We start from the raw sequence: 11,874 nt of genomic DNA, 5'->3' as shown, positions 1-11,874 counted from the left end.
GTAGCTACACCCACCTGACTGGGGAAGTCACCCTGTCCCTCGCATGTTTCCAGGATGAAGCAAGGAGTGGATTGGCACTGCCGCGGAGAGTGGATTTCTGTCTATTTTTAAATCCACAACTGTAGTGCAATGGGGCGGCGGGGGGCACTGCCGTGGCGGAAAGGCAGGCCCCCGGTCGCGGGCTCCCGTGGCTCAGGGTGTCGAGGCGGCGGTGGTGTTGCAGATGCCCGCCGTGACATCCTTGCGGAAGATGGCACGACCGTTCCACTCACAGTAGAAGCTGGTCGAGGGATTGGCGTTGGCGTTGAGGATGCAATTGTCCTTCGCCTCCTTGCAGGTGATGCCGTTCGTCTTGATGAAGGCGCTGTTGCTGTTGCAGATGTAGCCCGTGTAGCTGCCGAGCAAGGTACTGGTCTGGCAGTCGACCTGGTTACAGAGACCGGCACTCAACTCCCGGCGATAGATGACGTTGCCATTCCAGGTGCACAGCAGGCTCCTCGTGGGGTTGTTGTTGGCGTTGAGCACACAGTTGTTGTAGGCGCTCGAGCAGTCGATGTTCCGCGTCTCGATGAATTGGGAGCTGGAGTTGCAGAAGAACCCCTCGTAGGTGCCGGTGCCGCTCTTGCCCGTGCAAGGATTCGCCGGGTCCACCACGGTGATGGACACAGCGGGCGTGGCCGCACCGAAACGGGTGACCGCCTCCTGCAGCATCTGCCACTGGAAGGTGTAGGTGCCCGGGGTGGAGGGCGCCACGAGTGACAAGGTGAAGGTCTTCTGCCCGCCCTGCAGCACCTTGTCGCTCGAGGACAGGAGGATGCGTTGAGTACCCCAGGTGGTGTTGTCCTGCGGGCTCTGCGAGCCCAGCCGGATGTTGTTGGCCGCCGTCCACGCCAGGGTGCCCGTGTTCTTCATCGTCACCGTGGCCGTGAAGGCCGTACCCTTGCTCACCTGGGAGGGCACCGTCTGACTGACGAAGTCCGCGCCCCTCACGGGCGTGTTGAGGAACCCCTCCAGCACACCCTTGCGGAAGGGGAGGAAGGTGTTGAGCAGCGCCGGGGAGATCTGGAAGCGCGTCGGGTCCACCGGGTCGCTGGCCTCACTGTTGTGGACGAAGCCAGCCGAGGCGGGCCAGGTGAGGCCACCGCCGAGGGTGTTGGCGGGGGAGGAGGCGCTGCGCTGGTGGCAACCCCCACACGAGAGCGCCTGGGCCCGACGGACGATGTCATCCGGCGTCAGTGGACTACCCAGGCGGGTGAGCTCGTTCTGGATCCGGGTGCGGAAGGGACTGGCGCCCGTACCGAATTGGGCCGGGTAGTCGTCCACCACCCCGGGGGACTGGGAGTTGCTCTGACCACTGTTGAATGCGTCCAGCACCACGTAGTCGAAGCGGTTGATGTCGCCGCGGGCCAGACTCGCCACCTGGGTGACGAAGTGATCCTGGAAGCTCGTGGCCTGGGCACTGGTGTTGGTGGGGTTGAACAAGCCTCCAAAGAGATTGACCTTCACCGTGGCTGGCGTGAATTTGATGATGCAGCCTGTGCTCGGACAGGTGCGCTGCAACTTGAACTCGCGCAACATCCACGGGGAACCGATGAACTGATTGGTGCGCACCTGGCCTACGCCCCGCGCATTGTTGCCATAGTGGTTGATGTGCACCACGGGCGAGAAGCCGGGCAGACCCGTGAAGTAGAAGTCGCGGAGCCTGGTAGCGCGCGAGGCCGGGTCCGCATCGCTGGAGAGGTCCGCCCAGAACCGGGCCACCGGACGGCAGCCCTCCAGACCCAGGCCGGGGTTGGGGTTGGGAAGCACAGCCTCGAAGATGAGGAAGTTGCGGCCGCTGCCGCCACTCGTCTTGCCGAAGACGATGCGGTACTCGCCGCAGTCCGAGCCATCCACCGGGGCCAGGTCGAAGCGGTTGAACAGGCCAATGGCCGAGTACGAGGCCAGGGTGGTGGGTGAGGAGGTACTGGCCTGGGCGCCCTCCCCCGGGCGGCAGGCATAGGGGAAGCCGTTGAGCGTGTTGCCGTTGTCCGTACAGTGCGCGCTGGCCGTCACGGCGTTGAGGTCCGCCTGTCCCGGGGCCGCGTTCTGCGTGTCCCACAACTGACGAAACAGCTGCTCGCTGGTGAATCCCGTACCACCATTCTGTGCCACCAGTTGGTTCAGCACCGCCTGCAAGGTGAAGTTGGCCAGAATCGTCTTGTCATTGACAGCCAGCGAGCGGCGCATGTCCACCGCCACCGCTTGAGCGGACACCCGGCCTGGCTCGGGTGGCAGCAGGCCAATGCCCCCACGCTCCGAATGCAGGGCCTCCTTCCCTCCCTCCTCCTCCACTCGTGCGTCCTGCCCCTCGGGATTGATCCCCAGATCCTGACTGCACGCGCACATCAACGTCAGCGTCAGCAAAACCAGCTGCTTTTTGAACACAAACAACCTCCCCCAATATAGAGTGGCGCCCCTTCTAACACTGCCATGCCAGGGTTTGCGTCAGCGACAGAGGAATCACCTGCTTGTTCACCTGGTTGCTGATGAAGCGGTTCGACGTGTCGGCACGTCTGTTTCGACTCGTCGAAGCCGGCCGCCAGGAGTCCATCGGCGAGTAGATGCCGGGCGCGCCCCTCTGAGCGCCGTACTGGTCCACCGCTTGCTCTTCCCCGGAGCCAGTCACACCGGGGCCATCGCTCCGGGAGCAAAAGGGGGAGACATGCGGTTTCATTGGGCTCTGATGAGTGGCGTGTTGCTCGTGGCGCAGGTGAGTCAGGCCAGCATCACCGGCAGTTCCGGCTCGGCCCTGGCGGATGTGACGGGGGATCGCCGGGCCGACTTCATCACCGTGACCCCCTACGGTCTCAAGGTCAACGTGTCCAACGGGGGCACGTTCCTGGGCACGGCCTCATGGACCACCGACCCGTACTACGGCAGCCGCGGCACCTGGTTCGCCGACGTGACCGGGGATGGACGGGCGGAGGCGCTCGCCATCAATGAGTGCGGCAGCAATTGCGTCATCGTGAGCATGAGGCGCTCCAACGGCTACGAGTTCCTCCCGAATGAGTCCTCGTACGCGGTGAACGCACCCTCGACGGCCAGCTTCGACTTCGCGGACGTGAACGGAGACGGCCGGGCGGACTTCATCCAGGTTCCCAGGGACGGCAGGCAAGGCGTGCTGGTGTCCCTCTCCGTGGGGGCGGGTTTCGACTTCCCCGTGGCGTGGACCGACATCCCCTACCACGGCACCTACGGCACCTGGTTCGCCGACGTGACGGGGGACGGCAAGGCAGACGCCATCGTCTCCAATGAGGGCGAGCTGGTCGTGCGCCGCTCGGATGGGACGCGCTTCCTGCCGAACGAGAAATGGAGCTGGAGCTCCTACTCCGGCACGAAGGGCACGTGGTTCGAGGACGTCACGGGCGATGGCAAGGCGGACGCCATTGTCGAGAACGCGGATGCGGTGGTCGTCCGGCGCTCCAACGGCTCCGGGTTCCTCCCGAACGAGGTCTGGTCGGGCCCGCTCGCATCCAACACGCAGAGCTGGTTCGGAGACCTGACCGGTGACGGCAAGACGGACCTGGTGTACCGGGCCGGCATCACGACGTGCTACTCCTGGCCGGGCCATCCCTGGCCCCAGACGTACTGCACCTACACCTTCAGGTGGTATCTGGCGTATTCGAATGGCACGGCCTTCGGGCAGCCCTTCGTCTGGCAGTGAGCAAGGTGCTCCTGGTGGTCAACGTGGCGAGCCGAGGACGGCGAGCGACCGTGGCGCTCACCGCCGGCGCCGGCGTGCTCCGGCATACAGCGGCAACAGGAAGAACAGGAGCCCGGCCGTGAGGCCCGGGCCGGCATTGCAGCCCCCACAGCCCTGCCCCTCCCCGTCGCCGGTGCCCGGGAGGGGATCCGGGTTGGTGCCGGCGTCGGACTGACTGCGCGTTGAAGTCGCGGATGCGGCTGTTGCGCAGCACGAAGCCTTCGGCGTGGCCCGTGACGTGGAACGCGTGCTCGCAGTTGTCGTCCTGGGGGCAGACGCCCTCGACGGTCAGGCCGTCGAAGGTCCAGTACCGGCCCGACACCTTGAAGCCCTCGAGTGCGTTGAACCGGATGAGCGCGGCGTGCCGGTTCGCGGCGCGCACGGTGATGGGCTGGGTGACGGTGCCCTCCGCCGCGCAGCTCAGGTTCACGTTCACCGCGTACGTGCCGTCCGCGAGGACGATGTCATCACCCGCTTGCGCCGAGGCGAGCGCGGACTGCAACTGGGCAACCGTCGAGACGTTCTTCACCGCGGCCACGGCGTGCAGCGGCAGGAGCAGCAGGACCAGGGGGGTCATTCGCATGAGCGGCGAAGCTACCCGATGCCCGCTTGGATGGGCGGAGTGGATGGCGCGACAGCCGCGTCCTCACTGGCAATAGGGGCAGCTCGGCATCTTCGGGTTGTCCGCCTGCATCTGGCGGTAGATGGCGCAGTTGGCCTGGACCTTCTCCGTGTCGCCGCTGCACTTGTAGTTGTAGGCCGCCTTGCAGAACGAGTCGGACTGCGGGTCCCCGGTGGGGCCGGTGTACGGGGTGTTGCCGCACGCGCCACCGCCGCCCGTGGTGCCGGTGCCATCGCAGAAGGCCTGCGCGGCATCATGCGAGGTGGCGCACCGCCCCTCGATCCACAGGCTGTCGTCGGCGCCGTCGCACAGGTAGCAGTACTGGTTGGAGTCCCCACAGAGGGTGAAGGTGTCGTCGCACCAGTCGCCCTCCACGGCCTCGCAGCCGGCGATGAGCGTGAGAAGGAGGACTGGAATCAGCCGGCGAATGGGGATGTCGAGCATCCCGGCAGATTAATCCGAATGCCATCTGGCCTGTTTCTTTTATGGATTAGCCTGCCGGTGGAGGTCCGTCCCATATGGCGAAACAGTTTCCCCGGCTCGAGCCCGCCCACCGTGAGTTCATCCAGCGCCAGCGGGTGTTCTTCACCGCGTCCGCCGCGCCCACCGGACACGTGAATCTCTCGCCCAAGGGGCTCGACGCACTCCGGGTGCTCGGAGACAGGGCAGTGGCGTACCTCGACCTCACCGGCAGCGGCAACGAGACGGCCGCGCACCTGCTCGCGGACGGGCGGCTGACCCTCATGTTCTGCGCCTTCGAGGGGCCGCCCATGATTCTGCGCCTCTACGGCCGCGGCCGGGCCCTGCGCCGCGGCGGTGAGGAATACACGCGGCTGCTCGCCTCCGGCTTCGGCGGCGTGGAGCCACTCGGTGCGCGGCAGCTCATCCTGCTCGACATCGAGCTCGTGCAGACCTCGTGCGGCTACGGCGTGCCGCTGTACGAATACGAAGGCGAGCGCCCCACGCTCACGAAGTGGGCCGAGGCCAAGGGCCCGGAGGGGCTCGACGCCTACCGGCGCCAGAAGAACACGCGCAGCCTCGACGGGCTGCCGACCGGCCTCTTCGACGAAGGGACCTGACTGTCCCGTCTGCCCGAGACGCGACATGAATCCCTTGAATCTGGTGAAGACTGAGGGGGAGGCGGCTCACGGGCGTGGGGCTGGACGTGGCCAACCTGCACGCCAACACATGCCTGCTACAGTGGCGTCCCCGCCACCCCGGCCTTCCCTCCCGGCGGGCCCGAGCACGCTATGGGACACCCCACCGTCGAGAACGAGACCCCCTTCGCCTTCGACATCATGGGCCTCGCCGATGAGGAGGGGCGCCCACTGCTGCTGCTCGTGGTGAAGGCCACGTACATCATGGGCGAGTCGGGGTTGAAGCTCGCGGACGAGCAGGTGCCGGTGTGCTGGAGTCCCCAGCCCTGGGGCAAGCCCGGCGAGTCCAGCGACAAGTACGAATCCGAGGGCGCCTTCTTCAAGCCGGCCACGGACGTGGCACTCATCGGTCATGCGTACCCGCCGCAGAAGGGCGCCACCGAAACGCTCGTAGTCCTCCAGGTGGGCCCGCTGAAGAAGGCCGTGCGCGTGGTGGGCGAGCGCACGTGGTTCCGCAGCATGAGCCGGGTGGACGCGACCCGGCCGCTGCCCTTCGACAAGCTGCCCCTCACCTGGGAGCGCGCCTTCGGCGGGTGGGACCGGACGGACGCAGCAAAGCCCTCGTTCGAGCTGCGCAACCCCGTGGGCACGGGCTTCCGCGCCAGCCCGCGCCATTTCGAGGAGGGGCTGATGCTACCCAATTTGGAGGACCCAGCGGAACCGCTGCGCGAGTTCGGCCAGCGTGTGACACCCGTGGGTTTCGGCTTCACCTCGCCCCACTGGCAGCCGCGTGCGAAGTACGCGGGCACCTACAACGAAGCGTGGAACAAGACTCGCAAGCCGCTGCTGCCCAAGGACTTCGACCGGCGCTTCTTCAACGCCGCGGCACCGGGGCTCATCGCTCCCGGCTACCTGAAGGGCAACGAGTCCGTGGTCATCACGGGGGCCTCACCAATGGGTCGGTTCGCCTTCCGGCTCCCCGGACAGGCAACTCCCATCGTCACCGTGGCGCTGGCCGGCGGCGAGGACGTGAAGCCGGACATGCATCTGGACACTCTCATCCTCGACACCGACGCGGAGGAGGTCCTGCTGCTGTGGCGCGGGCATGTGGTGCTGGGTGAGGGCATCCACGACGTACGCGGCCTGCGCGTCACCGCGGAGGGCGTGGCCGGGCCCACGAAGAAGGCTTGAGCGAATGGATGGGCTCTCTGGCTTTCCGGGGCCTGCCGCCCCATACCCGGACAGTTGAGCCGTCGTGTGCTCGCGCCATGTGATCCTGATGCGGTACGTTGTCCTGCTCGCGGAGGTCGAGACCATGCCCATCAATACCGGTGTGAACAACATGTCCGTGGTGACCAAGGACTCTGGCGGCGTCACAGTGGCCTTCCCGGACGTGTGCAAGACGCCCAGCCCTGCCGGGCCCGCGCCCATCCCCTACCCCAACGTGGCCCAGTCCTCGGACACCGACAAAGGCACCAAGAAGGTGTCCGTGGCCGGCAACCCCGTGTGCGTGAAGGACTCCAACTTCAAGACGAGCACCGGCGACGAGGCGGGCACCGCTGGCGGTGGCGTGGCCTCCAGCAAGACCAAGGGCAAGGCCGAGTTCGTCAACTTCTCCTTCGACGTCCAGTTCGAGGGCAAGAACGTGGCACGCGCCCTGGACCTGATGCTCCACAACGACAAGAACACGCCTCCCTTCCCACTCGTTCAAGGCCCGGTCATGGCCATGGGCGGCAGCACGGAGAAGCCCGTCTGCCCCATTTGCAAGGACCACTACTGAAGGCGTCAGGACGGCATACTCAACCGCATCAAGGGCGGTCATGTCCAAATCAACTGAATCCGCCACAGCAGCCCTGACGGACATCCAGCGGAGCGTCTGTGCTGAACACCTGGATGAGGCGGCCTTTCTTTGGACCCAGTGGGAGTCCTCGCTCGACTCCCCGTTGCTGACCCTCGGCGAGCTGTATGACGTCGACGAGCGTCGGCTTGTGGCCCACCTCGACGCGCTGGTGCTGGGTGGGGAAGGCGTACGGAAGGAGCTCATCACCCCGGCGCTCGCGAGCGGGGAGCCAGAACTCGTCACGGTCGCCGCGCTGGTGCTGCTCGCCATGCCCTCAGAGGATGAAACCGCGCTGCGCCAGGTGCTGGATGCGCTCGTGGAGGGCGGGCCCGATCTGCGCCCGTGCCTCCAGCGCGCATTGCAGCTCAGCGCCACGCCCACCCGGGTGCCCGCCGTCCAGGAACTGCTCCAGCAAGAGGTCCCGGCGCTCGTGGCAACGGCCCTGGAAGTGCTGACCTTCTGGGGCGCGGACGTCGGCCCCGCGCTCCCCACCTTGTTGGCCCACCCAGCGCCGGAAGTCACAGCAGCGGCCCTGCGCGCTGCGCGGGTCATGGCCGGACGGGTGAGCCCAGCACCGGTGCTCCGTGCGCTGGACTCCCCCCATGCGGAAGTCCGTGACGAGGCGCTCGTCATCGGCACCGCGCTGGGCCTGATGCCGGCCTTCACCCAATGCCGACAGCTCGCCTCCCATCCGAAGACCCCCAGCCGCACCGCAATGCTGTTGCTGGCCATGGGTGGAGACGCTGCGGACGTGCGGCTCCTGCTGGAGCAACTCGGCACGCCGGGAGCCCAGGCCGACGCGCTCTGGGCGCTGGGGTTCAGCGGCCGCAGGGAGGCGGCAGAGTCCTGTCTGGAGCTGCTCGATACGGCGGGGCTGGAGGGGCTCGCGGCGGAGGCATTCTGCGCCATTACCGGACTCCGCCTGGAGGGTGCATTCCTGCGCCCCGAGCCCGAGAATGACGAGGAGGAGGAGGCGCCGCCCCCCCTTGCGCCCGCGCTGCCGCGCGCCGATTCCGGCCTCGTCCGGCGCTGGTGGCTGGAAGTCGAGCACCGGCTGAAGCCCCGAGGGCGCTACCTGCTGGGCCAGCCCCTGGTGGGTGAGTGGTTGCTCGAATCCTTCGAGCTCGTGCCCCTGAGACGGCGCCATGCCATGGCCCTGGAGGTAGCGCTGCGCGGACGGGGGGCCCACCTCATCCAGACACGAGCGTTCACCGACTTCCAGCGCACCCAGCTCCGCGCGGCGGTTGCGTCCGCCCGGCAGTGGAACCTGGAGAGGCCCTTCCAGACCCTGTCCGCTCCATGGGGGGCGGACAGTGCTCACACGGCCGCCAATCCCCGGCCGTCGGCACGCCGCCAGGAGGCACCGCTCTCCGCCGAGGCGCTCGCCGTCACTGGCATGGGATTGGTGTCGGCCCTGGGTGAGGACGCGACGGGCTCCTGCGCCGCCGGTCGCGCGGCGGTGCTACGCATCCAGGAGCTGGAGGAGGCCTACGTCTTCGACCCGACCTCCCGCGAGCTCGAGCCCGCCTACGGCCACAGCGTGCCCTGGGTGACGCGCGGCTTTGCCGGACTGGGACGGCTGGCGGTCCTGGGGGGCGCGGGCCTGAGCAGCCTCCAGCGCGCGACCGGCCAGGAGGACTGGGAAAGAGTTGCGCTGTTCGTGACGACCCGCAGCGGGTTCCATGACCAGCTGCACGCGGAGCAGGAAGGAGCGACTCCGGACGGCCCGGCCTCCCTCCAGAAAGAGCTCCAGCAGTCTCTCATCCCGCGGATGCTCAAGACCCTGGGAGTCCGTCAGGCCCCCTGGGTACAGAAGGCCTTCCTGGGGGAATCCGGCTTCATCCAGGCGCTCCAGGAGGCGGCGGAGCTGCTGCGGCAAAGGCGCGTCGAGCAGTGCATCGTGGGCGGCGTGGATAGCCTCGTCGAGCCAGAGATGGTACGGCAGTTGGATGCGCTGAGGTTGCTCAAGAGCCCGTCCAACCCGGTGGGCTTCATCCCCGGAGAGGCGGCAGCCTTCCTGCGGCTGGAAGCACCGGGCGCGGCGCTCCGGCGCAAGGCGCCCATCGAGGCCCTGCTGGACTCCCCCCGGCGCCAGGCCGAGCCATTCCACCGGAAGTCCCGCCAACCCGCCCTGGGCATGGCGCTCGCGAGTTGCATCGGCGCCGCGCTTGGCCCGGCGCGGGGGCATGACGCGCAGGTGGGACTGGTCATCGCCGGCTTGAACGGTGACGCATACCGTGCGCAGGACTGGGGCCACGCGCTCATCCGGCTGAGAGGGGAGGGCCTGCTGGAAGCGGGCGTCCCCGAGTGGTACCCGGCCTTCCCCTTCGGTGAGGCAGGCGCCGTCATGGGTCCACTCGGGGTGGCCATGGCTGCCCGCGGTTTCATGCGGGCGTATACTCCCCCGGGAACGACGCTGCTGTGGGTGGGCAGCGACACTGGCGAGCGGGGTGCCCTGCGCATCCACGCGCCCACAGTCCTCCAGCCCTGACGCGAGGTGCGGCCATGGCCGACAAGCAACACGTCCGAGCACTCTGGAAGAAGCCAAACCACGAGCAGGAGGAGGGCTGCATCAGCAGCCACGAGTACAAGTACTGGAAGCCCAATTACCCGAACTGCGCCTACCGGGTGAAGGGCTACCAGGAGATTATTGGCAATCCAGCCAAGTTGCGGCTGTACATGAAGAAGCCCGCGTGGGCCTTCGGTGGGAAGAACTACACCACCGAGAGCGAGCCCTTCAAACACCAATACCACCACATCATGCCCAGTGGGGTGCTCAAGGCCAGCCTGACGAACGACGAGCTCTCCATCCTTCAGGCATCCCGTTACAACATCAACGAGGGCATCAACCTCATCATCCTACCGTACCTCGATCCGGATGCGCTGGAGCTCGGCCTGCCGGCGCACGTCGGCTATCACAAGGAGTACAGCGACGACTGCAGCAAGGCCATCAACCAGATGAAGCAGGACATCTCCAAGCTGACCGAGGATGGCAAGCACGACATCACGGACGCCAACGTGGACTGCTTCCGGGCATTCCTCCGCCGCTGGGAGCAGGAGGAGTTCTGGCTCATCGTGGAGTACGGACAGGAAGAGGCCAGCCAGGGGCTGATTCCCCGCATGAACGACGGTATGGTGCCGATGGCCTTCTAGAGCCCCAGACCGAGACGACGAGCCCATGTCCAAATACTTCATCATGACCACCAGGCGTCATGACGACTTCACCGCCATCATGGCGTACCCGCGGGCCATGACGCATATCCACAAGCCCTCGTACGGCATCCGCATGGGGGCGGATTACAAGGCGGCCTATCCATTCGAGATGGACCCCGAGAGCACGGGCCTGAAGATCGCCGATGTCATCCACAACACGGTCGGCTATCTGATGGTGTCGGCCCGGATGAAGGCGTTCCTGGAGCAGCACACGAAGGCGGAGATTGAATTCCTGCGCTTCACCCTGATGAACCACAAGGGCCGCGTCGAGAGCGATGACTGCTATATCGTGAACGTCATCGGGGCCCACGACTGGCTCGACATGGAGAAGACCGAGGGGCAGAGACACCCCTTGGAGCAGGAACGCTTCACTCGGTTGAAGCGGCTGATTCTGCACGAGGACAGGATAGATCCGGAGACCAACCTCTTCCGGGTGTCCGCCGCGCCAGGGCTGCTCCTGGTCCGTGAGGACCTCAAGGCGAAGATCGAAGCTGCAGGCTTTACCGGGCCCGCCTTCTACGAAGCCGGCACGCCCATCAGGCTAATGGTCTGAGCATGGAGCCCCTGGCCCGAGCGCAACACAACTACAGCTTCCACCTGAACCGGACGCTGCAGGCCGTGAAGCGCCCGGAAGGGGCCACGGCGCAGGAACTGGCCACGCTCAGCTTCGCCTGGCGCATCCTGGCCCTGTGCTCACTGCTTCAGGATGCGGACGCGGACACCTTTGCCCTGCGGCTGCGCAAGTCCGCCCAGGCACGGCTGGCCCTGCTGGTGCTGGCGGAGCGAGCGCCGGTGGAGCCCCGGCTCCTGTGCTGCAGCAAGGACCTGGGCTTTGGCGCGGCCCTGGCCGCCGGAGACCTGGAGCTGGCAGCTGCCATCGCGGCCCGCTCCCCCAAGCACCACTTCCAGGGTGTGGAGTACGAGGATGACTTCCTCTTCTTCCACCTGCTTCACCGGATGCTCCTAGCGCCCGAGGACCTGGATGGACGGGCACGGCTGCTGAGCCGCTGGGAGCAGGTGGAGCAGGGCCAGCCCAGCGCGAAGTTCGAGCTCACCCAGGCGCTCGTCGAGAAGGACGCCAGACTGTTCCCGGCGGCGTTCACGGCCCTGCTCGAGGCCCGCCAGGAGAAGCTCCGGAAGTACTCACAGCGCCTCAGCTTCGACCCGGAGCTGAACGCCACCGAGGGCAAGGTCTCTGTCGAGGGACTCGCCATCCTCCGCATGGCGGAGCTCCATGGGCTGCCGACCCGGTCCAGCTACGACTTCATTCCGTCACTCGCACGAGTCGCCCCCGGGGGCCCGGCGCTGCCCGAGAACGCTTGGTGCAAGCCCTGAAGCCCGGCCCGCCCACCTCCCG

General features: G+C 66.8%; 11 protein-coding genes. 8 read left to right on the top strand and 3 right to left on the bottom strand.

Annotation, left to right across the window (positions count from 1 at the left end; all coding sequences use genetic code 11):
• Positions 1–192 precede the first annotated feature (192 nt).
• Positions 193–2,427, bottom strand: a complete 2,235-nt coding sequence (locus AC16DP_RS10565; protein ID WP_329728087.1) for an NBR1-Ig-like domain-containing protein — start codon at positions 2,425–2,427, stop codon at positions 193–195.
• A gap of 277 nt (positions 2,428–2,704) precedes the next feature.
• Between AC16DP_RS10565 and AC16DP_RS10560 the strand changes: the two genes are divergently transcribed.
• Entirely contained in the window at positions 2,705–3,706 is a 1,002-nt protein-coding gene (locus AC16DP_RS10560; protein WP_329728088.1) for an FG-GAP repeat domain-containing protein, read from the top strand.
• Here the strand turns inward: AC16DP_RS10560 and AC16DP_RS10555 are convergent.
• Together AC16DP_RS10555 and AC16DP_RS10550 are read right to left on the bottom strand one after the other, a co-directional pair.
• Positions 3,645–4,328 (bottom strand): chondroitinase-B domain-containing protein, encoded by a 684-nt coding sequence (locus AC16DP_RS10555; protein WP_329728089.1) that lies wholly within the window; start codon positions 4,326–4,328, stop codon positions 3,645–3,647. The genes AC16DP_RS10560 and AC16DP_RS10555 overlap by 62 nt on opposite strands.
• A 63-nt stretch (positions 4,329–4,391) precedes the next feature.
• Positions 4,392–4,811: a hypothetical protein gene (locus tag AC16DP_RS10550; protein ID WP_329728090.1), complete on the bottom strand. Its 420-nt coding sequence runs from the start codon at positions 4,809–4,811 to the stop codon at positions 4,392–4,394.
• Positions 4,812–4,885: 74 nt separating this feature from the next.
• On the opposite strand from AC16DP_RS10550, the gene AC16DP_RS10545 reads away from it, so the two are divergent.
• The 7 genes from AC16DP_RS10545 (at position 4,886) to AC16DP_RS10515 (ending at position 11,852) form a co-directional block, all read left to right on the top strand.
• Positions 4,886–5,446, top strand: coding sequence for a pyridoxamine 5'-phosphate oxidase family protein (locus tag AC16DP_RS10545; RefSeq protein ID WP_329728091.1), 561 nt, complete (start codon positions 4,886–4,888; stop codon positions 5,444–5,446).
• Positions 5,447–5,617: 171 nt separating this feature from the next.
• A complete protein-coding gene (locus AC16DP_RS10540) occupies positions 5,618–6,655 on the top strand; it encodes a DUF2169 family type VI secretion system accessory protein (RefSeq protein ID WP_329728092.1) in 1,038 nt (345 codons plus the stop codon).
• A 124-nt stretch (positions 6,656–6,779) separates the two neighbouring features.
• A complete protein-coding gene (locus AC16DP_RS10535) occupies positions 6,780–7,244 on the top strand; it encodes a DUF4150 domain-containing protein (protein ID WP_329728148.1) in 465 nt (154 codons plus the stop codon).
• A gap of 40 nt (positions 7,245–7,284) precedes the next feature.
• A complete protein-coding gene (locus tag AC16DP_RS10530; protein WP_329728093.1) occupies positions 7,285–9,795 on the top strand; it encodes a TIGR02270 family protein in 2,511 nt (836 codons plus the stop codon).
• Between the two features lie 14 nt (positions 9,796–9,809).
• Positions 9,810–10,457, top strand: a complete 648-nt coding sequence (locus tag AC16DP_RS10525) for an AHH domain-containing protein (RefSeq protein ID WP_329728094.1) — start codon at positions 9,810–9,812, stop codon at positions 10,455–10,457.
• A 25-nt stretch (positions 10,458–10,482) separates the two neighbouring features.
• Positions 10,483–11,070, top strand: coding sequence for an imm11 family protein (locus tag AC16DP_RS10520; protein ID WP_329728095.1), 588 nt, complete (start codon positions 10,483–10,485; stop codon positions 11,068–11,070).
• A 2-nt stretch (positions 11,071–11,072) separates the two neighbouring features.
• Entirely contained in the window at positions 11,073–11,852 is a 780-nt protein-coding gene (locus AC16DP_RS10515; protein ID WP_329728096.1) for an Imm49 family immunity protein, read from the top strand.
• The last annotated feature ends 22 nt before the right edge of the window (positions 11,853–11,874 follow it).

This window comes from Archangium sp. (assembly GCF_057119385.1).
This window is presented reverse-complemented; position numbering and strand designations above follow the sequence as displayed.

Bases quoted from the DNA above. Each gene is read 5' to 3' on its own strand.
- AC16DP_RS10560 (WP_329728088.1), top strand. From the start codon at position 2,705: ATGCGGTTTCATTGGGCTCTGATGAGTGGCGTGTTGCTCGTGGCGCAG.
- AC16DP_RS10555 (WP_329728089.1), bottom strand. From the start codon at position 4,328: ATGCGAATGACCCCCCTGGTCCTGCTGCTCCTGCCGCTGCACGCCGTG.
- AC16DP_RS10550 (WP_329728090.1), bottom strand. From the start codon at position 4,811: ATGCTCGACATCCCCATTCGCCGGCTGATTCCAGTCCTCCTTCTCACG.
- AC16DP_RS10545 (WP_329728091.1), top strand. From the start codon at position 4,886: ATGGCGAAACAGTTTCCCCGGCTCGAGCCCGCCCACCGTGAGTTCATC.
- AC16DP_RS10540 (WP_329728092.1), top strand. From the start codon at position 5,618: ATGGGACACCCCACCGTCGAGAACGAGACCCCCTTCGCCTTCGACATC.
- AC16DP_RS10535 (WP_329728148.1), top strand. From the start codon at position 6,780: ATGCCCATCAATACCGGTGTGAACAACATGTCCGTGGTGACCAAGGAC.
- AC16DP_RS10530 (WP_329728093.1), top strand. From the start codon at position 7,285: ATGTCCAAATCAACTGAATCCGCCACAGCAGCCCTGACGGACATCCAG.
- AC16DP_RS10525 (WP_329728094.1), top strand. From the start codon at position 9,810: ATGGCCGACAAGCAACACGTCCGAGCACTCTGGAAGAAGCCAAACCAC.
- AC16DP_RS10520 (WP_329728095.1), top strand. From the start codon at position 10,483: ATGTCCAAATACTTCATCATGACCACCAGGCGTCATGACGACTTCACC.
- AC16DP_RS10515 (WP_329728096.1), top strand. From the start codon at position 11,073: ATGGAGCCCCTGGCCCGAGCGCAACACAACTACAGCTTCCACCTGAAC.